The organism is Pedobacter sp. GW460-11-11-14-TSB4 (assembly GCF_059423705.1).
Map to the genome: position 1 here is coordinate 144052 of NZ_JBWKYI010000005.1, position 25966 is coordinate 170017.

General features: G+C 37.0%; 19 protein-coding genes and 1 tRNA gene. 15 read left to right on the forward strand and 5 right to left on the reverse strand.

All coding sequences use genetic code 11. From position 1 onward, the window contains the following. The first annotated feature begins 211 nt into the window (after positions 1 to 211). The 10 genes from AC07YT_RS07295 (at position 212) to AC07YT_RS07340 (ending at position 10391) form a co-directional block, all read left to right on the forward strand. Positions 212 to 2800 carry an FtsK/SpoIIIE family DNA translocase gene (locus tag AC07YT_RS07295; protein WP_086545427.1) on the forward strand — a complete coding sequence of 863 codons (2589 nt, stop codon included), beginning with the start codon at positions 212 to 214 and terminating at the stop codon, positions 2798 to 2800. Positions 2801 to 2861: 61 nt separating this feature from the next. Further along, complete coding sequence (lolA1, locus tag AC07YT_RS07300; RefSeq protein WP_086549264.1) at positions 2862 to 3512, forward strand: outer membrane lipoprotein periplasmic chaperone LolA1; 651 nt, start codon at positions 2862 to 2864, stop codon at positions 3510 to 3512. Between the two features lie 648 nt (positions 3513 to 4160). Next, positions 4161 to 4433 (forward strand): hypothetical protein, encoded by a 273-nt coding sequence (locus AC07YT_RS07305; RefSeq protein WP_086549265.1) that lies wholly within the window; start codon positions 4161 to 4163, stop codon positions 4431 to 4433. 49 nt (positions 4434 to 4482) lie between these two features. Then, a complete protein-coding gene (locus tag AC07YT_RS07310) occupies positions 4483 to 5247 on the forward strand; it encodes an MBL fold metallo-hydrolase (RefSeq protein ID WP_086545428.1) in 765 nt (254 codons plus the stop codon). 42 nt (positions 5248 to 5289) lie between these two features. Next, positions 5290 to 5373: transfer RNA gene (locus AC07YT_RS07315), tRNA-Leu, on the forward strand. Positions 5374 to 5641: 268 nt separating this feature from the next. Next, complete coding sequence (locus AC07YT_RS07320) at positions 5642 to 6448, forward strand: SDR family oxidoreductase (protein WP_086545429.1); 807 nt, start codon at positions 5642 to 5644, stop codon at positions 6446 to 6448. Positions 6449 to 6522: 74 nt separating this feature from the next. Next, positions 6523 to 7434, forward strand: coding sequence for a helix-turn-helix domain-containing protein (locus AC07YT_RS07325; protein ID WP_086545430.1), 912 nt, complete (start codon positions 6523 to 6525; stop codon positions 7432 to 7434). Positions 7435 to 7527: 93 nt separating this feature from the next. Beyond that, the gene (locus AC07YT_RS07330; RefSeq protein ID WP_086545431.1) at positions 7528 to 7866 is read left to right on the forward strand and encodes a nuclear transport factor 2 family protein; all 339 of its coding nucleotides are present in this window, start codon (positions 7528 to 7530) and stop codon (positions 7864 to 7866) included. 14 nt (positions 7867 to 7880) lie between these two features. Then, on the forward strand, positions 7881 to 8201 hold the full coding sequence (locus AC07YT_RS07335) for a nucleoside triphosphate pyrophosphohydrolase family protein (protein ID WP_086545432.1): 321 nt from the start codon (positions 7881 to 7883) through the stop codon (positions 8199 to 8201). A 489-nt stretch (positions 8202 to 8690) separates the two neighbouring features. Continuing rightward, positions 8691 to 10391 carry a peptide-N-glycosidase F-related protein gene (locus AC07YT_RS07340; protein ID WP_086545433.1) on the forward strand — a complete coding sequence of 567 codons (1701 nt, stop codon included), beginning with the start codon at positions 8691 to 8693 and terminating at the stop codon, positions 10389 to 10391. Positions 10392 to 10500: 109 nt separating this feature from the next. Here the strand turns inward: AC07YT_RS07340 and AC07YT_RS07345 are convergent, their stop codons facing one another. Both AC07YT_RS07345 and AC07YT_RS07350 read right to left on the reverse strand, forming a co-directional pair. Next, positions 10501 to 11250: a LytR/AlgR family response regulator transcription factor gene (locus AC07YT_RS07345; RefSeq protein WP_478359005.1), complete on the reverse strand. Its 750-nt coding sequence runs from the start codon at positions 11248 to 11250 to the stop codon at positions 10501 to 10503. A gap of 1 nt (position 11251) precedes the next feature. Continuing rightward, positions 11252 to 12856, reverse strand: coding sequence for a sensor histidine kinase (locus AC07YT_RS07350; RefSeq protein WP_086549267.1), 1605 nt, complete (start codon positions 12854 to 12856; stop codon positions 11252 to 11254). Positions 12857 to 13210: 354 nt separating this feature from the next. Between AC07YT_RS07350 and AC07YT_RS07355 the strand changes: the two genes are divergently transcribed. Then, positions 13211 to 13984, forward strand: coding sequence for a carbonic anhydrase family protein (locus AC07YT_RS07355; protein ID WP_086545434.1), 774 nt, complete (start codon positions 13211 to 13213; stop codon positions 13982 to 13984). Positions 13985 to 14014: 30 nt separating this feature from the next. Here the strand turns inward: AC07YT_RS07355 and AC07YT_RS07360 are convergent, their stop codons facing one another. Together AC07YT_RS07360 and AC07YT_RS07365 are read right to left on the reverse strand one after the other, a co-directional pair. Then, positions 14015 to 15208: a serine hydrolase domain-containing protein gene (locus AC07YT_RS07360; protein WP_086545435.1), complete on the reverse strand. Its 1194-nt coding sequence runs from the start codon at positions 15206 to 15208 to the stop codon at positions 14015 to 14017. 113 nt (positions 15209 to 15321) lie between these two features. Further along, positions 15322 to 15906: a helix-turn-helix domain-containing protein gene (locus tag AC07YT_RS07365; RefSeq protein ID WP_086545436.1), complete on the reverse strand. Its 585-nt coding sequence runs from the start codon at positions 15904 to 15906 to the stop codon at positions 15322 to 15324. A gap of 285 nt (positions 15907 to 16191) precedes the next feature. Between AC07YT_RS07365 and AC07YT_RS07370 the strand changes: the two genes are divergently transcribed. Beyond that, positions 16192 to 17043, forward strand: coding sequence for a hypothetical protein (locus AC07YT_RS07370; RefSeq protein ID WP_086545437.1), 852 nt, complete (start codon positions 16192 to 16194; stop codon positions 17041 to 17043). Between the two features lie 207 nt (positions 17044 to 17250). Here AC07YT_RS07370 and AC07YT_RS07375 read toward each other — a convergent pair whose 3' ends face one another. After that, positions 17251 to 18504 carry an alpha/beta hydrolase family protein gene (locus tag AC07YT_RS07375; RefSeq protein ID WP_086545438.1) on the reverse strand — a complete coding sequence of 418 codons (1254 nt, stop codon included), beginning with the start codon at positions 18502 to 18504 and terminating at the stop codon, positions 17251 to 17253. Positions 18505 to 19416: 912 nt separating this feature from the next. Here AC07YT_RS07375 and AC07YT_RS07380 point away from each other — a divergent pair. The 3 genes from AC07YT_RS07380 to AC07YT_RS07390 are packed head-to-tail and all read left to right on the forward strand — an operon-like array spanning position 19417 to position 25944. After that, positions 19417 to 20946 carry a reverse transcriptase family protein gene (locus AC07YT_RS07380; protein ID WP_086545440.1) on the forward strand — a complete coding sequence of 510 codons (1530 nt, stop codon included), beginning with the start codon at positions 19417 to 19419 and terminating at the stop codon, positions 20944 to 20946. A gap of 11 nt (positions 20947 to 20957) precedes the next feature. Then, complete coding sequence (locus AC07YT_RS07385; protein WP_086545441.1) at positions 20958 to 24302, forward strand: hypothetical protein; 3345 nt, start codon at positions 20958 to 20960, stop codon at positions 24300 to 24302. Continuing rightward, the gene (locus tag AC07YT_RS07390) at positions 24286 to 25944 is read left to right on the forward strand and encodes a hypothetical protein (protein WP_086545442.1); all 1659 of its coding nucleotides are present in this window, start codon (positions 24286 to 24288) and stop codon (positions 25942 to 25944) included. Before AC07YT_RS07385 ends, AC07YT_RS07390 begins: the two co-directional genes overlap by 17 nt. Positions 25945 to 25966: the final 22 nt, after the last annotated feature.

Sequence of the window (25966 nt, forward strand, 5' to 3'; positions counted from 1 at the left end):
TATTTTTATTTAATTTAAGGCACATTATAAAAATAAAAGGTATAACTATATATTTCCTCGGGTTTGATGCGTTGTTTTAAAAAGAGGAGGCGTGGTAGAAAGCATATAACAGCAATGGTTACAATTTGTGATTATTTTTTTTGTCAGGCTTTCGTTAATGCTGCGCAGTTTTATCTAAGTTTGTTCAATATTAAATTATTTAGGATAGAAAATGTCGGTAAGGGGTAACCAGTTTAAAACCAATACATTCAGAGATAAAGGTGCAGAAAGTGCACCCGGCAGATCATCATCAGGTCGGCAGCCGAAAGAAAAAAGAGATTTTTTGCCAAGCTTCGATTTGGCAGATGGCCGTGCAGTTAAAATTGTAGGTCTGTTTTTTGTGATATTGTCATTATACTTTTTAATTGCTTTTACTTCGTATTTATTTACCTGGCAAGACGATCAGAGTTATGTAATCGACGCAAATGGCGGCTGGAGTAATCTTTTTAAAACAACAGAAGAACTAAAAGAAGCAGGCGTTTCTATCCCGGTTGTGCAAAACTGGTTAGGTAAGTTTGGTGCATTATTATCGCACCAGTTTATTTACGAATGGTTCGGTATTGCATCTTTCTTGTTCGTTTTGGCCTTTTTTATTATCGGTTACCGTTTATTATTTAAAGTTAAAATCCTTTCCATCTCTAAAACATTAGGTTATAGCTTTTTCTTTTTATTGTTTATTTCACTAACCTTAGGCTTTGCACATAGTTTTTGGTCAGAATCGCCACATTATTTAGAGGGTGAGTTTGGTTATTGGAGTAATAAATTATTAGCTGCCCAAATTGGTGCGGCCGGTGTGGCCGGATTAATCGCTTTTGCCGGATTAACGATTTTAATCATCGCCTATAACATCGATTTTAAATTTCCGGAGCGTAAAGAGAAAGAAGTTTACCTGGATAACGAGACCCCGGATTATGTAAACGACATTAGGGCGCAAGCCGTAAAAAACCAGACTTTCGACGAGCCATCAGAACCTATTGAATTTCCGGTACGCGATAAGCCGGTAAGTAACGAACGTAAACCGCAAAATGTGGTATTGCAGCCGAGCCGTTTCGAAGAAAAGGAAGAGGAAGAAACAGTAGCTCCTGTGGTGTTATCGCCTCTTGCTACTAATTTGCCTCTTGCTACTGCGGCAGCAACACTTCCTTTAACGGTTGAGCCACCAATCGAAGCCGAAAAGGAACCTGCTTTTACGATCGAAAAAACTGAAGAAGATAAAAAATCGGATGATCTGGTTGAGCAGTTTGGCAATTATGATGAAAAGTTAGACCTGTCTGGTTATAAGTATCCAACAATTGATTTGTTAGAGAATTATGGTACCAATAAAATTTCGGTAAATGCCGAAGAACTGGAAGCCAATAAAAATAAAATTGTAGAAACCCTTAATCATTACAATATTGAAATTGATAAGATTAAGGCAACCATTGGTCCAACGGTTACCCTTTACGAAATTATCCCGGCCCCTGGGGTAAGGATTTCGAAAATCAAGAACCTGGAGGATGATATTGCACTTTCTTTAGCCGCCTTAGGTATCCGTATTATCGCGCCAATGCCTGGTAAAGGTACCATTGGTATCGAGGTGCCCAACCAACACCCGGAAATGGTGCCCATGCGCAGTATTCTAAATACAGAGAAATGGAGCCAAACCACGATGGATTTGCCTATTGCATTAGGTAAAACCATTAGCAATGAGGTGTTTATTGCCGATTTAGCTAAAATGCCTCACTTACTGGTGGCAGGGGCAACTGGTCAGGGTAAATCGGTAGGAATTAATGCCATCCTGGTTTCGCTGTTGTTTAAAAAACACCCTGCACAATTGAAATTTGTACTGGTCGATCCGAAAAAAGTAGAGTTAACTTTATTTAACCGTATAGAAAGACACTTTTTAGCTAAACTACCTGGTGAAGCCGATGCCATTATTACCGATACTAAAAAAGTAGTAAATACGCTAAACTCACTTTGTATCGAAATGGATCAGCGCTACGATTTGCTGAAAGATGCACAGGTGAGGAATTTAAAAGAATACAACGATAAGTTTGTTAAACGCAAGCTTAATCCAAATAACGGTCACCGCTTTTTACCTTTCATTGTATTAGTGGTAGATGAGTTTGCCGATTTAATGATGACGGCAGGTAAAGAAGTTGAAGCACCAATAGCACGTTTGGCGCAGTTAGCCAGGGCAATTGGTATTCACTTGGTTCTGGCTACGCAGCGCCCATCGGTAAATATTATTACCGGTACCATTAAAGCCAACTTCCCGGCGCGATTGGCTTTTAGGGTGTTATCGAAAATCGATTCGAGGACCATTTTGGATAGTGGTGGTGCCGATCAGTTAATTGGCCGTGGTGATATGCTTTTATCTACAGGAAGCGACTTAATCAGGCTACAGTGTGCTTTCGTTGATACACCTGAGGTAGACCGCATTTCTGAATATATTGGGAACCAACGTGGATATGCCGATGCTTATCAGCTGCCAGAATATATAGATGAAGCAGGCGAAGGCAGTAAGGCCGATTTTGATCCTAATGAACGTGATAAGTTCTTTGAAGATGCGGCCAGGCTGATCGTGATGCATCAGCAGGGTTCTACCTCATTAATACAGCGTAAACTAAAACTGGGTTATAACAGGGCAGGCCGGATTATCGATCAGTTAGAGGCCGCCGGTATTGTTGGTCCGTTTGAAGGAAGTAAGGCCCGCGAAGTTTTATACCCTGATGAGTATTCTTTGGAACAGTTCTTGAACAGTATGAATGACAAAGACTAGATTAAACCAATACCAAAAAATCTACTCTAACGTTTCAAAGGAAAAATTTAAAAAAGAAAAGATGAAGAAATTAATTTCAGCATTAATGGTTGTAGTTGCTTTTACAACTTCAACTTATGCTCAAACTGATGCGAAAGCTAAAGCCATTTTAGCAGAGGTGAGTAAAAAATACAAATCGTATAATATTGTAAAAACAGATTTTACCTTCACTTTGGATAATCCAAAAGCTAAAGTAAAAGAAACCCAGCAAGGTACTTTGTATGTTAAAGCCAATTCGAATAAGTATAAAGTAGCCATGACTAACCAGGAGTTATTTAGTGATGGTAAAAGCCAATGGACTTATTTGAAAAAAGACAAAGAGGTGCAAGTAAGCAATGTAGATAATAGTGGTGATGCCATTAATCCGGCTAAAATTTTTACGGTTTACGAAAAAGGATTTAAATATGTGTACACTGGCGAAGAAAAATCAGGTGCTAAAACTTATCAAATGATTGATTTAACACCGGTTGATGCTAAAAAATCGATTTTTAAAGTTCGTTTAAGTATCGATAAAGCCGCTAAACAAATTGCCAATGTGGTGTTATTCGATAAAAACGGTAACAAATACACGTACAACGTAAAAACTTTTTCACCAAATGTAAACGTACCTGAAACTACTTTTGCTTTCGATGCCAAGAAATATCCTGGTGTTGAGGTAGTAGATTTAAGATAATTGTGATTTCCGCCTGGGCGGGATGAAACCTGGAGGTTCAGTTGGAAACAGCTGAACCTTTTTTGTTTGATAACAATCTTAGCTATTTATCATGAATATGTGCTAAGGTAACTTAGGTGTTGAAAAAGCTTGGATGGGTAAAATGCCTTAATCACCTAAGTTTTATTGTGTAATAGTCCTTAGGCGGTCGTCATGCTGAACTTGTTTCAGCATCTTTTTTGCTATTAAAAACATTCTGGCCTAAAAAGAACCACCGCTTAGCACAAGTATTAATTTTTGCCGCTCTCTACCGCTGCTGTCGGGTTTAAGCGGCTTGGTCCTTTTAAGAAACAATGGTTTCTAGTCAACATTTAAAAAATAGAATAATAGTGAGGTCAGCGCATTTTAATAAAACTGGCAGAAGCGAACACGATTCCCGACACTGATAGAAGTTAATATTTAGCCAAAACAGAGGAGCTGGATGACAGGTTTACAATGAATCGTCATCTCGACCGGAGCAATGCGCAGTGGAGAGATCTTTGAACTAGATTAAAAGATCTCTCCACTACGGTCGAGATGACGCCGATTATTAGAAATGAACATGATGGTTGATAAATTTTTCATCGGGTATTTATGAATGCTGCGCAGATTTATCTAAGTTTGTTTCCAATGTCATTGCCACTAACAAACCATACTTTAGAGAAATTAGAAGCCCTGCTTTTTGCCATGGGTTATAAGGTTCGTTACGAGAAAGGGAACTTTAAAACAGGTTCCTGCCTGCTCGAGCACAATAAGGTTATTGTAGTAAATAAATTTTCGAATCTGGAAGGAAAAATTGCTGCATTGGTTGCCCTGGTTAAACAAACCAACGCCGATGAAAACCAGTTAGACGAAAAACAACGGCAATTTTATCAATCTTTACAGCAAACCGAATTATTTTAATGGAGATAAAAAACTACAATTACATCAACAGAAAGGAAAGTTTAAGCAGATGAAAGTTACTTTTTTAGGCACTGGTACATCACAAGGCGTTCCTGTAATTGCATGTAGTTGCGAAGTTTGTTTATCTGCCGATCAAAGAGATAACCGGTTAAGGACATCGATTTTACTCGAAACAACTGATAAAACCATCGTGGTAGATAGCGGACCAGATTTCCGTTACCAGCTCTTGCGCGAAAAGGTAAAAGACCTGGATGCTGTTCTGTTTACACACGAACATAAAGATCATATTGCCGGTCTGGATGATATTAGGCCATTTAATTACCTGCTCCACAAGGTAATTGATGTTTATGCCACTGATCGGGTGCAGGCAGCTTTGAAAAGGGAGTTTTATTACATTTTTGCCGAAACCAAATACCATGGTTTGCCACAGATTAATCTTCATACGGTAACCAATGGCGAAGATTTTAAAATCGGCGAAAGCACGATAGTTCCTTTTGAAGTGATGCATCATTTATTACCCATTACTGGCTACCGGATTGGCGATTTTACATACATTACCGATGCCAAAACCATATCGGAGCAAAGTTTTGAAAAAATAAAGGGAACCAAGATTTTGGTGTTGAATGCTTTACAGAAAGAGTCGCACATTTCTCATTTTACCTTAAACGAGGCCATTGCTTTTGCCGAAAGGGTAGGTGCAGAACGTACTTATTTAACACACATCAGTCATAACCTGGGTAAACATGCCGATGTGGAAAAGAATTTACCTGCGCAAATCCGATTGGCTTATGATGGTTTGAAAATAGAAATTTAAACGCTTTTTAAAATCCAAAATTAAATTATATTTGCAGCACAAACCCAGGTGGCGAAATTGGTAGACGCACCAGCTTGAGGGGCTGGCGCCTGTATGGGTGTGGGAGTTCGAATCTCCTCTTGGGTACAATTCAAAGTATTCCTCTTAATGGTATAAACCGTACTTAGAACATTTCTAAGTACGGTTTTTTTATCTTCAAAATCGCCTTTCTAGGTAATCTCTGCTATTTTCAAAGTATTCTGCCCATGGTCAGTCTGGTATGGGAAGAATGGCTTAGATCACTTGTTGCGAATTCAAGCCCAAAACGTCATTCTGGCTTACTATATGTCGTTTTCGATTAATTCCATACTTTACGGAATGTCCACTTTTGCATAGTTCAATCTAAAAACGAATTATGCAAAAGACAATTTTTATCACTGGGGCCTCATCAGGGCTAGGTAAAGCAACAGCTGAATTATTTCATGCAAAAGGCTGGAGCGTGATCGCAACCATGCGAAATCCTGAAAAGGAAAGTAAACTTAAAGAGCTTCCAAACGTAACCTTGGTGAAATTGGATGTTACTGACGCTGCAGCAATTCAAAAAACAGTTTCGACTATTTTACAATCCTATGCTGTTGATGTTGTGCTAAACAATGCCGGTTACGGTCTGATAGGTCCGTTGGAAGCTTTGAAAGACGAGCAAATTCTATCGCAGGTGCAGACCAATCTGTTTGGTGTGATCAATGTAACCAGAGCATTTCTTCCTTACTTTAGAGAAAGCAGAAGTGGAAGCTTTATCAATGTTACCAGTACATTTGGATTATTGGGCTATCCTACCTGTTCGATTTATAATGCGACCAAATTCGCTGTAGATGGTTTTTCAGAGGGGCTGGCTTACGAATTGGCACAATTTGGGATCAAAGTTAAAGTGGTGGCGCCAGGAGGAATGCAGACTGATTTTGCAGGAAGGTCTTTACAGGGTGGAATGCACGAAGCATACACTCAACTAGTAGCAAAAGTTAGTGAAGGCTATAGCGAGGAGCAGATTGCCAATTATTCAAAAGCAGACGACGTAGCCCAGATTATTTATGAAGCAGCCACTGATGACAAAAAACAGCTCAGGTATATAGCAGGCAATGATGCTATCGGTCTGTACAAGGAACGTTTGGAATTGACGCCCGAAGGGCAATTCGAAAAAATACGTTCGCAATTTATATTTTAGTTTCGTTGTCTCTGCCGGATTTTATACCAATCTGGCAGAAATGACTTTCTTTATGGATTACTTAAATTTGTACTATGAAAAAACAGCCCGTCATATTCAGTTCGTTATCACAATTGCATAAGGCAATGGGTCAAGCTGCTCCATCGCATCCGCTCATCAGTGTAATGAATTATGGAGATGCAAAGTTTGATCCAAGGGATTTTGAACAGGGTATTATATTAGACTTTTACAAGATATCATTTAAGACAAGCTTTTCCGGAGCGCTGAAATATGGTCTGGGATATTATGATTTTGAATCAGGTGGAATGTCATTCATAGCCCCCGGACAGCTATTGAAAATGCAGGACGAAGAAGCAGATTATAGTGGGATGACACTTCACATCCATCCCGATTTCATTCGACATTATTCGTTAAATACGCAGATCAAACAATATGGTTTTTTCGGATACTCAGCAGCCGAGGCTCTTTATCTTTCCGAGAAGGAAAAAGCAACCATTCTGAGTATTTACAGATTTATTCAGGAGGAGCTGAGCGAACGCATTGATAAATTCAGTCAGGATGTAATCATTTCACAAATTGAACTTTTGCTCAATTACGCCAACCGCTTTTATGACCGGCAGTTCCTGACCAGGAAGGCTGTAACCCATGACTTGCTTGCCAGATTAGAACAGCAATTGGAAGACTATTTCAAAGGAGAGGGTTCTTTGATTAAAGGACTTCCTGCCGTAAATGCGGTAGCCGAAAATCTAAATGTAACACCAAGATATTTGAGTGATCTGCTGCGAAATCTGGTCGGATTAAATACCCAACAGTTTATCCATGAAAAGGTGATTGAAAAAGCCAAGGAATATCTTGCAAAAGATGAATTTAGCATAGCTGAGATTGCTTATCATTTAGGCTTTGAACACCCTCAGTCATTCAATAAGTTATTTAAAAGCAAGACTTCTTTTTCCCCTTCAGAATACAAAAAGAGTTTATTGAACTAAATTGTGATTCAGTTCTAGGTGAACATTAAGCCAGCTTTACGTAAAGTACATTCCGCATTTAAACCAAACCCACGTATATAACAAAAAGAAAAAATGGACATACAAACTTTTATCACGGAATGGATTACAGCCAGTAACATGTTCGATGCGGAGAAATATCTAAGTTTTTATTTATTTGATGCTATTCTAGACGATCCATCGGTAGGTAGAAAATTTCAAGGGCATAAAGAGATTCGGAAATATTTTGACGACTATTTTATAGGGTACAACACACATACAGACCAAGTAGAACTGACAATAATAGATCAGCAAAATGCACATTTGGTAGTGCAATTTTCTGGTGATTTTCCAGAAGGTAAAATTGGAGGGACGTTTGAATTTAAATTTAAAAATGACAAGATCTCTTCTGTCAATGCGAACTTAATTCACTAAATAAATTTATAGCAATGAGTAAAGAAAATTTTGACGAGATTATTCGTAGGTCTCTGGAAATAAGAAAAAAGTATCATGAACTGGAGGTGCTGCATCATGGAAGCGAGTGGACTGTGGAAGAAGATGCGTTGGCTTATTTGACTGATGCTGGGTTAGTGGGGCGCAACATTATGTCGGAACAGCAACGCTGGCCGAAAGCCGGTTCGGAGGCTGAATTGCAACATAAACTAGGCGAAAATATTTGGTGGTTGATTGTTTTAGCTGAAAGGTCTGGGATTGATATAAGAGATGCGGTTGATAAATTTTTGAACAAAATGGATGTTGCTTTAAAGTAGAAGCCCAGGAGAACCACTATAGTGTGGTTTTAGTTGGTTTGGAATCATCGGCAAATGAATGGATGTGATATACTATTAATGACATTTGCCAAATTTTTCGTTCTATTATAATCTGGTCAAGGTGTGGTAATCGAAAATTATTTTGTATTTCGATGTCTGCTCAAATGAATTTTTTTATTCCAAGTCCTCAATTATAGATCTATAAGCAATAAAAAGCGATTTAAATGTTCAAAGTATTCCTGCTGATCGGTACGACTTAAAATTTAAATCCTTAACATAATGATTGTTAAGGATTTTTTGTTTCCGCACCTTTTAAGTCAGCATTGGCATATTTTGCATCATATTTTGATAAAATAACGGAAAATTCACTTTTAATTTTTTATGATATTTACCGAAGCTAAAAAGCTGGGTTACATTGACCTATTTTAGAAAAGAATAAACCACTTTAAATCACGACAGCTTCATCGCAAAAGAAAACAATTTTAACAGATGAAAAAATATCTATTGCTCTTATTAATCGCCATTTCGTCAACAGGTTTAATGGCACAAAAAAACACTGATGTCCCTTTCCAATTACAGGGAACGGTTAATTTACCTGATTACGATTCTGCCAATCGGGCGATTTATTTTACCTTCCAAAGAAATGGCAAAGAGGTCTTAGACAGTGCAATAATTAAAGGCAATAAATTCAGTTTTAAAGGTCTGGCTGATATCGATATTAAAGCTTCTTTACAATTTACTAAGCCAAATACTTCACCAAATGCAGCCGCTGATCCTAATTCGTTGAGCCTGTATCTTTCCAAAGGATTGGTAAATGTTAGTGCAAAAGGTTATTTGCGTAAATCCATAATTAGTGGGTCTGCCGTAAATAATGATTACATGATCTTTAAAAAGCCATACTTAAAGTTAGATACTTCATTGCGTTTACTGGGTTGGAAAAAAAGACGGGTAAAAGCCGAAGATACCATTGGTAGAAAAAATGTTGATGAGGAGATCGATAGTGTGAAAAACCTGAAACTTGCGCAATTGTCAGAATTTTTATCAATAAATATCACCAAACCTTATGCTGCCGAAGCTTTGTTAATGTATGTAAGCACTGATGGTTCTGCTTTCAACATCAATAAAGCACAACAATTTTTCGATCGGCTACCGGCCAAACAAAAAAGCGCCGCATTAGGTAGAGAGATCACCACAGCCTTAGCTAAGTTAACAGAGAAGCTGGCAACCATCAATGTGTTAACAAATGTTGATTTTTATGATGGTTATGCACAAAAGGTAGGCCATCCGGTTCCTAAAGGAGTAACACGCATCAATAATGCGGAGTATTTGCGTCAGCTTAGTTCAGCCGAAATCGATAAGATTGGTAAAACATTAAAAATAAAGGTGAGCATAAAATCAGGCTGCGATAACTATGATAGAATTGGCCATGTCACCCTGGTTCTTATGCCAAAAGGTGAACAATTTAATGCAGAAAAAGGTGAGCAATTTGAACTTTTAAGGATCATGACACCGTTTATGTACCGTACCCGCCAACCCGACCATATTCCTTACGAAGCACAAATAGACCAAATGGTTAGTACGATAAAACAAGCCGGAAAGGATGTTTATTTATTAACCGAGGTATTTGGTACAACTGGTGCCGGACAAAGGGAAGTAATTGGTTGCGATGGTTCATTACTAACTTTTAATGTGTCGGTAGATTTAATCAGCGATAAAGTGAAGGATTTGCCTGCACAAAAAGGAATTTCATTGTTGAGTTATTACAGTTTAGACGGCAAGGATAAAGCCGCGGGAAAAAACAGTAAACAAGTAAGCTTCGAATTGCCTGACAACAATAAAGCAACAGTTCTTTATGTTATTTCATCAGGACATGGAGCTGCCGAAGGGGGAGAAGAATACAACTGGAGAGAACATGTTGTAGATCTGGACGGTAAAGAATATACCCGCATAGAGATGAGCCAAAATTGTGCACCATTTGAGATGTATAATACGCAGCCTAATGGTATTTATTTCGGCGACATTAGCAAAGAACGTCGCTCGTGGTGCCCAGGCGGCCCTGTACCCACACGTATTATCAACCTGGGTCCATTGGCAAAAGGAAAACATACTTTGAAAATATCAATCCCCGAGGCCGAATTTGAAAAAACAGATAGTAAATATTATGTATCGGCCTATTTGGTGACGCAATAAACTGATATCAGTAAAATACAAAGCCTTTCCCACTAATATGGGAGAGGCTTTTCTGATTTTTTAATCATGATAAAGCGTTTCAACATTAATTGAATAAGAGAGATTTTGTTTAGAGTCGTTGCAAGGCTTGTTTTACGGTGTCCTTGTTGGGCTTAGAAATGGGTATTTTTTCTCCTGATGTTAAGAGTAAAATACCACCATCTTCTTTTAACCAGCTTTTTACATACTTTGGATTTACTAAATGGCTTTGGTGCGTTCTTAAAAATCCGTTAGGACGCAATAAATCTGCATATTCTTTTAGTGATTTAGAAACTAATATTTTTTCATCACCCGAAAGGAAAAAGTGGGTATAAGTATTGTCTGCCTCACAACGTATAATTTCTGATAAAGTAACATACCTGATTTCGCCTTGCATCTGTAGGGCAATTTTGCTCACATTCGTTTCTGGCTTTTTGAGTTGTTGTAGTAAAAAATCGAGTTGTAGATTTGGTATTGGCTTGGTCAATTTAGCTTCAGCTTTACTTACCGCATTTATCAATTCTTCAATATCAATGGGTTTTAAAAGATAATCTAAGGCGGCAAATTTTACAGCCTGTATGCCATATTGATCGTAAGCAGTTACAAAAATAACTTCGAAATCACGTGCTGGTAGTAGTTTTAATACCTCAAAACCGATTTGCTCGCCCATTTGAATATCCAGGAACACTAAATGAGGCAGATGTTTTTCAATAGCAGTAACGGCATCACTTACATTTTGCGCTGTAGCCATTATGCTTACCTGCGGACAATGCTTTTCTAGCAATGCCTGCAGGTTTTCTAAGTTGGAAATTTCGTCGTCTATTAAAATTGCCCTCATCATACTATAGCCAATCGGTCAGTGTTAAACTTATTTCAGTGCCCTTAGCGGTTGATTGTGTGGCTAAAATAAAGCGATTTTCTTTATAAATACTATTTAAGAGTTTTATTCTACTATCGCTCAATTGAAGACCCAGGCCATTGTTCTTTTTTTCTATGTTAAATCCATTTCCATTGTCGGCAACAGTTAGCACTAAATCATTCGCTTGTTTAGTAAATGTGATCATAATTTTTCCATCTGTGCCCTTTTTCGATATACCATGCTTCACCGCATTTTCTACAAAAGGTTGTAGCAGCATACTTGGTATTTCTACGTTCTCTAAAGCTAAATTATCGGAGTAGTAAATTTCGTATTTAAAGCCAAAGCGCAATTGCTCCATTTGTAGATAATCGTCTAGCAGCGTTTTTTCCTGCGATAAACTAATCAGTTCTTTATCATCAAGTACGTTACGCGTTAACCGGGCAAATTTAGAAAGGTATTTATTGGCATTGTCTATTTCGTTTTTGTTCATTAAATTTTGAATGCCCGAGAGTGCATTAAACAGAAAATGAGGGTTTAATTGGGAACGAATGGAGTTAAGCTGAAGCTTTGCCGTGTTTTTTTGCTGCTCATTTTCGGCCAGCTTTTTTTTGTTTCTTTTTTTGATAGCGTGAAGTATAAGTAAAAAATTTAAACCGATAATAAATGCTGCAATTAACGCATAGCTATAAAGCTCTTTTTTGGTATAGTTTTCTTCATCTAAAGTGATAGCAAGCATATATCTGGCCGTATATTTTTCGATTTCTTTTGGCGGCATGTTATATCGAATAAATGCTGATGGCTGAATAATAATTTCGTAATCTCCCGATTTTTTGAAAATGTTTTTATCGATCTTTAGGTTAGGTAAAAAGTCATGTTCTTCAATTAAGCCACCATATTGCCAGGAAGTTGATTCGAAAATGATTTTATTCGTTTTTTTGTCTTTTATTGAGGTATAGTATAGATAATCAATATCCGATTTGTCTTTTACAATTTGTAATTCCAGGTCATTTTTAGCAAAAGTAAAATTTGTTCTTTCTTTTGGGTCGGTTATCCAGCTGTATTTAAAACCCTTTTCATCTTTTGTAAGCTTAGAAAAACCTTTGATTTTTGCTTTGGGAATAGACTTTCCATAAAAAACAGATTTGTCAATATCCAGAGGTTTTTCGATACTATAAATTAATGTTGTAATCGTTTTGCCTTTTATATGGAAAATGCCAAGTGTTGTTGAACTGAATACTTCTTCATCACCTCCGGCATGGGTATCTTTCAGTTGTGCCATGTCGATCGGCTTATTTACCACGATTGGTTTATTATCTTCCAAAATGGTGTACCGATAGTGCTGTATATTAATATTCTTTCTAAAATTAATCGAGATACTTAAATTGTTTACTTCAGGTAAATAATTAAAAGACGTATGAGGTTGATTGGGGAATACATTGTCATAGTAGACTTTTTTGACTGAACTATCTACACAAATGAGTAGTTTTCCCCCGCCAGGGTAAGTGCGGTTAAAGTTGATGCCTTTTTGTGCATTTACGGTAGATAGCGCAATAAAGAAGCTGAGCAATATGAGGGTTATCTTTTTCATATGGTTAAGTTTAATTTTCATCAAACTTGTCGCAATAATAGCAAAACTAAAACCATAAAACAGGAAAGGTAGTGTTTCAAATAGCAGGGATATGGTTTTGCGCAGTATTTGAATATTTCTAAAGAGTGTATACCGTGATTAAAGGTGAAAAAGTATATCGTTAAGGATATCATGGAACTCAGCCGTCAGGAGTCTGAAGATCATGGTGTACGAGTGACTATCAGGCACGGTCCTGGTCAGCTCTTAAGGGGCTTGGTCAGTATATTTTCGATCATTCCTGTCAGTTTAAAATATGTATAAGATATTGTGAAGCATAAGAATAATTCATAAGTTTAAATGTTATTTCTTTAAGGTATGAAGCGCTTATTTTTATTCTTTTTCTTATTTACGGCGACGCTGTTAAGTGCATGCAAACAAAGTGAATCTGAGGTGAAAACCAATCCGGTTAATAGCGAAGATACACTGGTAATTGCTACCGAAGATATTTTGACCGCTGATATTTTAACAAAAGAGCAGCAGGCAAAACTTAATCCGATAGACGTGCTTAACAGGTTAAAAAAAGGCAACCTCGATTTTACAAAAGATAATCTAACCATACGTAATACTACTGAAAGAGTAAGGAAAGCATCTCTTGGACAATACCCCAAAGCCGTTATACTTTCCTGCCTAGATTCGAGAGTGCCGGTAGAAGATGTATTTCACAGTGGCATAGGCAACCTTTTTGTGGTTAGGGTAGCTGGAAATATCATCAATGATGATGTTCTGGGGAGTATGGAATATGCCTGTAAGGTTTCAGGTGCAAAACTTGTGCTTGTTTTGGGACACGAATATTGCGGCGCAATTAAGTCTGCTATAGATGGTGTTAAGCTTGGGAATATCACCACATTACTTCAAAAAATTAACCCGGCGGTTAATGCTGCGAAAGCTTCATTTCACGGTAACGCTGTTTCTTCAAATCCTGCTTTTGTAGAAGCCGTTTGCGATGAGAACGTAAAATGGGCTATTCAGGAGATTCTGAGTAAAAGCCCGATATTAAAAGAAATGGAATCAAAAGGCGAAATCATGATTAAAGGAGGTGTTTATAACATGAATTCGGGTAAGGTCGAAATATTTGAGTCAGGTAAATAGTATTTTACTCAAGCCGCCTGTTCAGAATAATTACTCCTGTTTTTTGTAATTGTAAGGCACATAACCCTGCCATTTCCAGGGTATGCAGGTTTCGCCGAGTATGGTTTCTAAAAGTTCCTGATATATCTTTTCACCATTTTCGCTATTGGTCGTAATAATGACCGAAATCCCTTTGTCTATAAAATTAATATTGTAATTTTTCCAGGCCCCGCCATTTCCCTCTTTAAAAAATGCTTTTCCATATTTACAATTGAACAAACCCCAACCTAGTCCATAAGATAAGTGTATGGCATCATTTTCGGTTGTTGTTTCAGTACTAACGGGCGGGAACTGTGTTTTGGAATGGATCGTGATCTGTGGAGAAAACATTTCATGATACATTTTTTTACTTAAACCTTTTTGCTGCATCACATTTTCTATAAATTTTGCATAGTCAGCAATGCTTGTGACCATTGATCCTCCTGAAACTGGTTCGGTACGCTTCCTTTTCGAATCTATATCACCATTATCCATATGCCCCACCGCTACATTATCATCACCAAATGAATCGTGCCATATGTATCCGGTACGCGCCATACCCAGTGGTTTAAATATTTTTTCCTGAGCCAACTCGTCTATATTTTTTCCGCATATTTCTTCTACCGTTAGCTGTAAAAGTTTAAACCCCTCACCAGAGTAAGCATATTTGCTTCCCGGATCAAAATAAATTTTAATCACACCGAGCGAATCAAATAAGGGAGCTGCTTCTGTGGGATTAAACCATCTTACATTCGGCAGGCCTGAGGTGTGGCTCAGGCACATTCTTGCCGTAATTAATTTCCAACGGTCATCATTTTTTAAATCAGAGAAATATTCATAATCTGGCACTGGCTTTTTCAGGTATTTATAAAGCGGTTTATCCAGGTCAATCGCTTTTTCCTCCACCAATTTCATCATTAAGTATCCAAAAACAGCTTTACTCAAAGATGCTCCATATACAATTGTCGCGGTATCTAACATGGTGTGCTGCGGTTTGTTTCTAAAACCATAAGATTTAACGAATACCGTTTTATTGTGGTTTAGTATAGCCAGATTTAACCCCTGAACATTCGCTGCATCCATCAGCCTTTTTACCGTAGTGTTAATCTCTGCAACTGATACCGTGCTTCCATCCAATCTTTTAATATCATCGACCTGATTGAATTTAATAATTGGAATAAAAAAAGAAAATAAGCAAGTGCGCATTTTAAAGTCATAGCGTTGATTTTTAAGATAATGCTTAAACGGTTGGTGGTGATCATTTTATTATCCAAAAATCTGTAAAAACGCTAATGGCTACAACGACACTTATACGTCAGTTACCCGACATTTGAGCGGTTTCTTAAAAGACGGATGCTGAGTGGGTAAAAAGAGGAAACATTTTTGACTGCTCTTATGGTGTTGAGTATAGAAAATATGATTCCGATAAGGTAGCATAAAATCAATAGCGGATAACCAACAGGCATGTAGAAAATGAGTAACGGAATGCTGATACAACCTAATAATGAAATCGTAATCTGAAAATTGATGACCTTCCTGCCTTCCATATCATAGCAGTCACTTTCTGTTCTGTATATTAACCAAAATACAACAGGCAAAATGAGATTGGCGAAAGGAATTAAAATACCCAATAGTGGAATGATATGAATCAGGGGTAATAGTTTGGGCGTGATGCCATCTTGTTCTGAAGGCAATTCTTCATTTTGATAAATTTCATCGGTATGAATACTTAATGCTGCAGCAATAAGCTTTAATGTATGCATGTGGGGCAACACCTGACCTGATTCTATGCGCTGAATAGTACGCACGGTAACACCCGACAGTTCGGATAATGTTTCCTGAGTAAGCCCTTTGCTTTTTCTTAGGCCTGCAAGATTACATTTACTTGTTTTGTCCGGCACCATACTACATACTAGTGATTATAATTTTAAATCGTAAAGTCGAAAAATCAAATTTCTTATTCTGCGCTTCCCACTTTAAAGACTGTTATCAAATATAGAAAAGATCTGTATAAATGGTATGGTATCGTGCTGAGGATCAACACGACATATCACTACCAAAATTTGGTTATATCGCGCAACCGTGATGATATTAATTATTAAATGAAAATATTTTTTTAAATTCAATAGCGAAATATGTGTCAGAATTATGATATGTATGAAAGCCAGCAATAAAATTCAAACAGCTATATGAAAAATCATTTAACCAATTGCCTTATTGTGGTGTGTTTAACTTTTGCTAATGGTTATGCACAAAAGAAAACACTGCCTTTAAATAGTTATAAATGGTTTCCTTTTATGTGGCATGCTGCTAAAATATCAGGGAAACAGTTCGATAAGGTTGCGATTCTGGTTCCTGCAAAAATTGATCGTATACCTGCCGGTTTTATTTTGCAGTTCGATTTGGGAAGTGATGCAACCTCTGTTTATGGCAATACGCTAAGCAGTTATTACACGCCACAAGAATATGATGCTTTTATTGTTAAAAGTGCCAAATATACTTCTGATGCGGGCCATACCAGTTATGATACCAAAGGGTTGCAGCTTAAATTTGGTGCTTTTAGCGTTAATAATATATTGCTTAAAGATAAATATGGTGATGAGATTCCTAAAGATTCTTTGTACACTAAAAGCCCAAAAATTTTAGGAACACTGGGTGCTGATGCATTTAAGGATAAAATATTGGTTATCGATTATTCAAAACAGCGGATGTGTGTGTTAGATGAAATGGATGATTTTTTAAAAAAGAAAACAACTTTTGTGGAAACAAGATACCAAAAAGGAAGGTTGCATATTCCGTTTACAATAAAAAATAACACTTACTGGCTGTTATTTGATACCGGTGCCAGCCTGTTTCCGATAAACACCAATAAAAATATTTGGACTCAACTGGTAGGGGAATCCATTTCAAAAGATACTATTGAAGCAAATTCCTGGGGCGAAAAAGTAAAGTTTTATGCGGCCACATCAAAGAAGATGTTTATTTGGGTCGAAAGAAACTTAAGAAAAATGAAGCATGGTATAACGAAAACAAAAGACTGATGGAATTTAATAAAGTAGAAAAAATCGACGGGCTTACAGGCAACGCTTATTTTCTTGACGAAATTGTTGTTTTGGACTTTAAAAACAACAAATTTGGGATTATGAATAAATAATCAGCTATTTCAAATGACAAAGGCTTAAACCCAAAAGACTTAAGCCAATAAAAAGAGAGAATAATTATAGCCCTTTAAATGAATATATATCCTTTTAATCCGCAATAAGTACTTTGGCATTATTACTTACGGTCAGTTTTGCAGCGAAAATATAGGCACTATCTTTCCTTTCGGCTGCCGTTTGCGAAATTACATTCCGGCTTCTTTTTACCTTTCCCTTAAAAATTTGCTTGCCTTTATAGGTTACAACCACCTTTTTATCCAGATCTAACATCTTATCGTTTAGGTACAAGTAAAGTTCGCCGGCAAAATTATCTTTAATATTTATCGTATTACCCACGTAGGAAACCTGAATGGTTTTGGGCGAATTTTCTGCAGTTTTAATGGTTTTGGCATCAGTTTCTGAGATACCCAGCCAATAAAAAAAACGCTGGACATGAGATGAATTTTGCTCCCATACAATAGTGTTTGCATAAGGTTGTCTTTTAAAGCCGCTGATAAAAGGAATCGCGATTTTATCTTCCATTTTCATCCAGTGGGGTTTATCGGCAAAAATATTGACCATGTGTTTGTATCCTGATGGATCTTCTGTTTGTAATTTGTTTAATTTCTGCTTCCATTCTGCTGCAAGTTCATTTCTTTTGTAAGCATCATCCTTTCCGCCCATGTTTAAGGCAAAACCTATGTTTCGAAGATTTGCCGGGGTGGTTTCGCCAGGGTGCCCTGCACTCATAGCTGCTGCTGCCCAATGATCGGCCATGTAGGTGGCCAGTCTGAATATCCCATCCCCACCTGCAGAATAGCCCATAACATAAACCTTATCGGGGTTTACATCGGCAAATAGGGTAGCCGCCCGTATGGCTTGTTCCAGTAAAACGTAAACCTCATCCTGAAACCACATATTCCAGCTATCAGTCGGTGCCCTTGGTACAATAACCACACCTTCCTTAATATTGTACATGTTGGGCTGATCGCTTGTCATAAATACCTGGTTATTCCACTGCCCGTCATTTACTGCAGCAGTTGTGCCGCCACCACCATGTAGGGAGATATACAGGCTTCTTCCATCGGCTGGTTTTTCGCCATAGGTATTGGTTTTGAATTTTAGTTTTTTGCCATTGTAACTAAATTCTTTATTATCCCATGAGGGTTTCAAGGCCGTTTTATCTTTTTCTTTTTCCTGATTGTCGGTATCGCTTATGTAACTATTGGCCTCGTTAAGTGTTAAACCTTTTTTATGGGCTGTTACAGGTGAAATGCTATGCTCATGTACAATTGAATCTGTTTTTGAACCAGGTATAAAGCTGGTTAACAGGATAGAAATCGGAAGTAAAAAAAAGAGTTTCATCGCATTAATTTATTTTGTCCTCTGCTTAAAATAGAGGGATGGTTAAGGTTGATTTTGAATTGCCGTAATTCCTGGTAAATATAATAAAGCCCGGTCAAGATTTACCTGATCGGACTGTATGTTTTTGAGACAACGTTTACGTACAAGTTACATCTCATCAGATCGGCATATTTTGCATCATATTTAGATAAAATAACTGAGGTTTCACTTTTGATTTTTTTATCATATTTGCCGAAGCCATAAAAAAAAATGCCTGGATAGCTTATTAAAAAAAGGTGAGTAAAAACCACTTAAATATGATCGAATTCAATATCCGTTTGCGCATGTAATGTGTTTAGTATTAAAATAAAATTGAGGAATAGAAAAATAATTTTTTTCATAATGTTAAGTTTTAATTTTCATCAAACTTGGAGCAATAATAGCAAAACTAAAACCATAAAACAGGAAAGATAGTGTTTGAAATAGTGGCGGTATGGTTTTGCGCAGTATTTGAATTTGGAGAAAAATAAACCAACACAATTTCTCTTTTATAAACTCACTTTTTTCTTTAAAATGCCCTAACTTCTTAGCGAAAATAAATTTGAAGAGAACTTAAAAATTAGTTTCAAATTCGAAATATTTATTTCTATATTGCCCGTGGATTTAAAAAATACCTTGCTTTTTCTGAATAAGAAAATGGTGATGTTTCGTCATCGATGAACTAATATTTGACACTCGGCACTACCTGCAATCTTTATGGGGAGAACACGTACTATACGTACGGTTTCGGTTCCATACTCCGCGAGTTTAACCGTACGTATAGTACATGTTCTCTGGAGTTGATTGATATAGTCCTATGAAAATACGAAGGATTTTAAATTCGAGCCCTGTTTTATAAAAAAGACAGGGCTTTTTAACTAAATCAAGCTCCAAATGGCAGAAAAACTTAGCCGACAACAAATCTACGATCGTATTCGCGCTACCTCTAAGGAAAGTTATATTCTTGAAGAAATGCAACGTCTTGGTTTTTGGGAATCTTCTGATACACCAAGTTTATCAGAAGTTTTAATTAAACGAGAACTTGTTGCAAACCAAGAGCTGGGCAATCTTTTGGCTCAGGATCGTAAATACCAGAATCAAGAGGCCATGCTGAAAGAAATGCGGAAAGCCCGCATGAAATTGGCAAAGGAGAAACGAGAAACAACCAAGCAAAAAAACAAACAAAAGAAAGAAGATAAGGCCGGAAACTGGAAGAATATTCAGCAACAGCAAATTATTTATTTAGGTGAGGGGGTTTCGGGCGGCTTAAACCAAACGGAATCTGATATTGAAACTTTGCAGAAGTTTAATCTGCCGGTTTTTAATCAAATTATTGATTTTGCATCGGCCATTGGTGTAGATTTATCTACTTTACGATACTTACTCTATCAAAGAAAAGTTTCTCGGATAAATCATTACCACACTTTCGAAATTCCGAAAAAAACAGGTGGAAAAAGGTTAATATCGGCACCAAAATCGAGGTTAAAAGCTTTGCAACTATGGGTATTGGAGAACGTTTTAAACCGCATCGAAATTAATGACCATGTTCATGGTTTCATCAAAGAACGCTCCATAATCAGTAATGCGCAACCACACCTCGAAAAAGACATCGTTATTAATGTCGATCTAAAGGATTTCTTTCCAAGTATTAGTTACAAACGCGTTAAAGGTTTGTTCAATAAATTGGGGTACTCAGAGCAACTTTCTACGGTGTTTGGACTAATCTGTACCAGTGCTGAAACTGAATATGTTGAAATGGATGGCGTATCTTATTACGTACAGAAAGGGGATCGTATTTTACCGCAAGGTTCTCCTGCTAGTCCGGCAATTAGCAATTTAATAGCTTTTAAACTAGATAAGAAAATTCATGGATTAGCATCAAAATTCAATTTTACTTATACCCGATACGCTGATGATTTAAGTTTTTCCTTATCAAAAGAAAACGAAAAAAATATAGCCAGTTTGTTGTTCTTTCTTAAGAAAATAATTGAAGCTGAAGGTTTTACCATGCACCCTGCGAAAACGCATATCATGCGAAAAGGCAATTTGCAAAAGGTTACTGGCATTGTTGTAAACGAAAAATTAAATGTTCAGCGAGATCAACTGCGCAAATTTAGGGCGCTTTTGCACAATATAGAATCACATGGCTGGAAAGATCAAAAATGGGGTAATGCTAAAAATCTGATTAATGCTGTTGAGGGTTACATCAATTTTGTAAAAATGGTAAATAAGATTAAGGCTGCAGCGTTTAAAATCCAGCTCGAAAATATTGTTGCTAAACACGGTTATCCGGTTATCAGGGAAGAGGTTGTTGAAGTTAAAATAGAAACCATTGTGGCAGAAATGGTACCTGAAGTTAAATTAGAAACGCCCATAAAGCCATCAAATGATGCCAAACAGTACGATTGGTGGAATATTCTTTAAATGTTTTGCATATGAAACTCATTAAACAAAGTAAATTATTTTTTAAAGAAGGGAAATCTGATAAGGTATATGAGATTGATCTTTGCGAGCTTTCTGCAAACGAATTCTTAGTGAATTTTAGATACGGTAGGAGAGGAAGTACACTCAAAGAAGGAACCAAAACAACTGCTGCATTGCCTTTGGATATTGCTGAAGTGCTTTTTGCAGAATTGGAAAATGAAAAACGCAAAAAAGGTTATCAAACTGAAACGGAAGTATTTATGGAACTCCCTTCCTTAGATGCCGTCGAACCTGATACTTTAAATGGTACAATTTTGCAGCGCTTGCAAGATGCTGTAGTTGGTAGAAACAGTTTCAGTACTGAGTGGAAAACCAGTCGAATAATTTGGAAGGCCGGCATGTTAAATTTAAAGGAGGCCATTCCTTTTATTATCAAGCTGGCAACAAGAGGCAATGAAATGCAAACTTATACAGCCCTATATGCTTTAACTAAATTAAATGCAGCTGCAGCCGAGCCGCTGTTTGCGGCTTTAGCCAATAACGTTAAGCAAAAAAGTCATATCGTGAACCTGGCTTTTGAGGGGCTTTTAACAATTGCTAATGAGGCTGAACAGCAAAAAATTAGCAATCAGTTATTAGAAAAGCTACCTGCAGAAATAAGATATGCTGTAGAAATAAACGATTTAGATTTACTTAAGGCTACTTTAGATCAAAATATAAAAGACAAAGAGGTAGATTATTTTACCACACTTTATTTATTAGGCAAAGTGCAATCAACGTTGTTGCCTATCCTTAATAATGTATTGAAAACTTGTCCATACAAACCGCCGTTTTTTAAACATTTGAGGGCAATTTACAAGCTGGCGCAATTAAGAAACGATGTAGCTACTTTAGCTATTTTATTTTATGGTTTCGAGAAACAACCCGCCATGTTCAGGCGAACATATTCGCTTGATTCTAATTACAGACAATATTTAACTGCTATTGACCAAACAGTTAGGGTAGGTGCAGAACTTAAAAATAAAGATAGTAAACTGGCATTTTCGCAATACACCAAAACCTATTTTCAGAAAAATGCTGTCGAATTTCTTAAAAGTGCCGGAGCAACCAAAGATGCTTCAGTATATTTAAAACTTGCCGTAAATACTTTATTGCAGTATACGGAAAATGATTATTCTATTGCCGAAGAAAAGCCATTAAATGAATATGGTCGCTATAATTATAAGACGAAACAATATTCCTATTTAATTGTAAATTATCCCGAATGTTCGGAGTCGTTACTGCTTTCTACCATCCTTTTTGGGAATGATTCGAAGCGCCAGTTGCAATCTAATTTAAGGTTTATAATCGACAGCAGGACAGTAACCAGCCCTGATTACTATTACAATGCGGCAAATGTTCGAGCGGTAGCTTCCAGATCAAATACAGGTTTTAATAGTGACAGTGGAGTTTCAGTAATTGATACAGCTAAGAATATTTTTAAAAGTTTATTTGGTAAGAAAAATGTAACACCACCACTACCTCTGCCAGTGGTTGAACAAGATATTACGCCAAAAACAGATTTAAACAGTTCGATCCGTTTGGAGCTGTATCCTGAACTTTGGGATGCTATGCCCCAAGCTTACATACAGTTGTTAATGCAGGCTGAAATGAACAGAATTCATCTTTTTGCCTACGAAAGGTTGACAGCTCATCCACAATATGACGAGATTATTCAGCGTTTTGATGAACGTTCGATTTTGCAATTGCTAAATAGTAAGTTCGATTTGCCGAATCAGTTCGGTTTTGAAATACTGAAAAACGAAGAAAGCAAACTTGCTGAAAACCCTGTCTTTGTTGCCAAAATATTGGCTTGCAATAGTAGAAATGCCAGGGTGTGGGCGCAAGAACTGGTTGGTGAAAATATTGAATTGTATTTTAATGATCTTGAATTTTTAATGATCGTGTTATTCAATACACAAGAGGAAAGCAAAAACTGGATCAATGAAACCTTACAAAAATGCCGTTTCTCTGAGGATAGGGTACAGGCTATTTTGGGTAAAGCCATTACCGATCTACTTCATTTTGAAAATACGGATGAAAACAATCTTCAGGCTAAAAATGCTATTGATCGTTTAGGTTTGTTTGCTGAAACGCAAATGGAAAAATTGAGTTGGAATATTGTAGAGCAGTTAATTTCATCAGTATTAAATGCTAATAAAATTTTGGCGACGAAAATATTGCTGAATAAGGTTAAGAGGGTTTCTCCAACGGAAATTCCAATCTCTTTAACAAAAATGTTATTGCTTAGTGAATTCCCTGAAGTTCGTGGTGGTGGCATTGAGTTATTAAATCAATACCCTGATCATTTTATCGTTGAAAATATCCAATTATTAATCAACCTAATTGATAGTAGCGATAAGAAAGTTTTGGATGCCATATTTAAAATAGTCGAGAAAAAATTAGCTGGTCAATCTGAAGTTGGAAATGTTATTGTATCGCATTTTGCTTATGCTTTAATGCGTAAAGAGAAGTTTGAAGGGGCACACGCGAGCTTAAGCGAGTTTCTACTGCAAAATCTAAAACAATATTGGAGCAGTGGCTTACAACCAAAAGAGCTTACAAAACTGATTCATGCACAATACAGAATTAGTCAGTTGGCCGGGTATGAAATTTTGAAAAATTATAGTAACCCAGGTCGTTTTTCTTTACGACAAATTATTTCTTTTGGTAGCCATGAAATTCTTGCCATCCGCCAGTGGGCATGGAATTATTTCAAGCAACATGTATCAAGAATTCGAGAGGAAAGAAATCAATCACTTTATCTGTTAGATTCGAAATGGGATGATACCAGGGCTTATGCTTTTCATTTTTTTAGAACGGAGTTTACAGAAGGAGATTGGGATCCGGATACTTTAATTGGTATTGTAGATTCGATTAGGCCAGATGTTGAAAGTTTTGGCAAGGAAATGATCACCCGGTTTTTTAATGTAGATCATGCTGTGGATTATTTAACAAAATTAAGCGAGCACCCAAGTGTAAATGTTCAGGCTTTTGTGAGTAGTTACTTATCCATGTACGCTAAAGATAAGCCTGCTTTACTACAAGAGTTAACGTTTTATTTCCGTTCGGCGCTTACCCGTGTTAACAAAGGTAGGGTTGCCAAGGACCGTATTTTTAATTTCCTCTATCAGGAATCGATTAAGAGCATGGAAACTGCAGCTTGGGCTATAAGCATTTTAGATGATGTCTCAGCACAATCTACCATTCAGGATAAAGCTGTTTGCATCGATATTTTAACAAAAATTAAAACACAATATCCTGTTTTGGATATGCACCTCATAATCAAAAACGAAGCGCATGTTATTCAATTATAAATACAGTGGAAATACTTCCATCAGTAATGATGCGAACAAAACAGCAATGAGTTTTGTACCTGATGCAATGCGTGATCCAACTTTTTTTGTTGGGAAATTAAATAAAAAAATTGCGTTTCGAGAAGCAATATCTGCATTACATGATGTAGTTGTTTCTGACCTTCGTTATAAACCAAAAGATAAAGCAGCATATAAAGCTTGGGCCGAAGAACAGGAAAAAATTTGGTTAGGCGAATACATGGCTGGATTCCAGATTGAGCAGGTAAGAAATCGCATCGAAGAAATTAGAAATGATTTAAAGCAGATTTATCGCGAAAAAGATCGGGTACTCGGGCCATTTAACAAAGCAAAAAATAGGTACTTCGATTACTTGTATAAAAATGATCGTGATGCATGGGTGGTTCTTGATCCGGTGATTACGGTTCATCCTGATGAATTGTTTTTCGAATGTTTTAGTCAAGATGAATCTTCGTATGGTAAGTTAAGTTGTAACTACAATGTATTTACAGAAGTTAATGAATTTAAATGCGGTACAACTAACATCGATTATTCTGCAGAATTATACGGTGAATTTCAAAAAATAAGAGGTTATAAGGATACATCTTTTAAAATTGATCCTTCAGGATTTGAGGCGAAAACCACCAACGAAGAGGTTTATAAAGAAGTTAAAATAGATTTACCAGATTCGTGGCTGAGGGGCTTTTTGCAGGTGAGCGCAGCAATGACTTTGCCGGCAACTTCATTTGAATTACATCCAATGGATGTCTTTAGCCTTTGTCAATATTTACGTCGTTTTAAAGAAACTGCTGGCCCGCGGGCTTTGCGGTTTATTTTAGAGCCCGGTAAACCAGTACGTTTGGTTATTGAACCATGGTATGAAACCTTAACTTTCCATCGCTCTATTTACACCGGTTCCGAGGAGAAAACAATCAGAATTTGGGGTAGAAGAAGATTGATAATTTTAGAACGTTTAATCCCCATTACCAAAAGTTTTAAAGTGGTTTTATTGGGTTCGGGTTTGCCTTCTTTTTTTATGGCTGATTTAGGCGATATGACTTTTACACTTGGATTGTCAGGCTGGACAGATAACGACTGGAGCAGGGCTGGTAATTTCGACTTAATGGCACCTCGTGGTCATGTAGATATACTAACCAAACAACAGATTTTTACCGCTTTAAAAGAAACTTGGTTTGCATCTGCAGCAGAAATAACAACAAAAACCGGACTAAGCGCCGCTGTGGTTTCATCAGCATTAACAGCGTACACGCAGGCGGGGCGTGTAATTTATGATCTGAAACTGGGTGTTTATCGTGTAAGAGAGCTAAGCCAGGAACCGCTAGATTTTAATGCTCTACGTTTTGGTAGCGAACAAGAAAAAATTGCGAACGAATTTATAGCGAAAGACCATGTGAAAATTGTTACCAAAATAGAAAATGATGTACTTGAAATAAAAGGTAAAGTGAAAACTAAAAGTGAAACTTTTAGTACAGTGGCTTTGATTGATAAAGATCAGCGTTTAATAGAAGGGACTTGCCAATGCGCTTTTTATCTGAGCAATAAACTTAAAAAAGGGCCTTGCGAACACATTTTGGCAACAAGAATGATGTTGCAACACCATGCGCTTAAAGTTGCCGCTAATTAACAAATAAATTTTACTTGAGGGT

Coding starts and splice junctions, on each gene's coding strand:
- AC07YT_RS07370 (WP_086545437.1), top strand. CDS start 16,192: ATGAAAAATCATTTAACCAATTGCCTTATTGTGGTGTGTTTAACTTTT.
- AC07YT_RS07330 (WP_086545431.1), top strand. CDS start 7,528: ATGGACATACAAACTTTTATCACGGAATGGATTACAGCCAGTAACATG.
- AC07YT_RS07335 (WP_086545432.1), top strand. CDS start 7,881: ATGAGTAAAGAAAATTTTGACGAGATTATTCGTAGGTCTCTGGAAATA.
- AC07YT_RS07350 (WP_086549267.1), bottom strand. CDS start 12,856: ATGAAAAAGATAACCCTCATATTGCTCAGCTTCTTTATTGCGCTATCT.
- AC07YT_RS07295 (WP_086545427.1), top strand. CDS start 212: ATGTCGGTAAGGGGTAACCAGTTTAAAACCAATACATTCAGAGATAAA.
- AC07YT_RS07305 (WP_086549265.1), top strand. CDS start 4,161: ATGTCATTGCCACTAACAAACCATACTTTAGAGAAATTAGAAGCCCTG.
- AC07YT_RS07365 (WP_086545436.1), bottom strand. CDS start 15,906: ATGGTGCCGGACAAAACAAGTAAATGTAATCTTGCAGGCCTAAGAAAA.
- AC07YT_RS07345 (WP_478359005.1), bottom strand. CDS start 11,250: ATGATGAGGGCAATTTTAATAGACGACGAAATTTCCAACTTAGAAAAC.
- AC07YT_RS07355 (WP_086545434.1), top strand. CDS start 13,211: ATGAAGCGCTTATTTTTATTCTTTTTCTTATTTACGGCGACGCTGTTA.
- AC07YT_RS07340 (WP_086545433.1), top strand. CDS start 8,691: ATGAAAAAATATCTATTGCTCTTATTAATCGCCATTTCGTCAACAGGT.
- AC07YT_RS07380 (WP_086545440.1), top strand. CDS start 19,417: ATGGCAGAAAAACTTAGCCGACAACAAATCTACGATCGTATTCGCGCT.
- AC07YT_RS07310 (WP_086545428.1), top strand. CDS start 4,483: ATGAAAGTTACTTTTTTAGGCACTGGTACATCACAAGGCGTTCCTGTA.
- AC07YT_RS07325 (WP_086545430.1), top strand. CDS start 6,523: ATGAAAAAACAGCCCGTCATATTCAGTTCGTTATCACAATTGCATAAG.
- AC07YT_RS07360 (WP_086545435.1), bottom strand. CDS start 15,208: ATGCGCACTTGCTTATTTTCTTTTTTTATTCCAATTATTAAATTCAAT.
- AC07YT_RS07320 (WP_086545429.1), top strand. CDS start 5,642: ATGCAAAAGACAATTTTTATCACTGGGGCCTCATCAGGGCTAGGTAAA.
- AC07YT_RS07390 (WP_086545442.1), top strand. CDS start 24,286: ATGTTATTCAATTATAAATACAGTGGAAATACTTCCATCAGTAATGAT.
- AC07YT_RS07385 (WP_086545441.1), top strand. CDS start 20,958: ATGAAACTCATTAAACAAAGTAAATTATTTTTTAAAGAAGGGAAATCT.
- lolA1 (WP_086549264.1), top strand. CDS start 2,862: ATGAAGAAATTAATTTCAGCATTAATGGTTGTAGTTGCTTTTACAACT.
- AC07YT_RS07375 (WP_086545438.1), bottom strand. CDS start 18,504: ATGAAACTCTTTTTTTTACTTCCGATTTCTATCCTGTTAACCAGCTTT.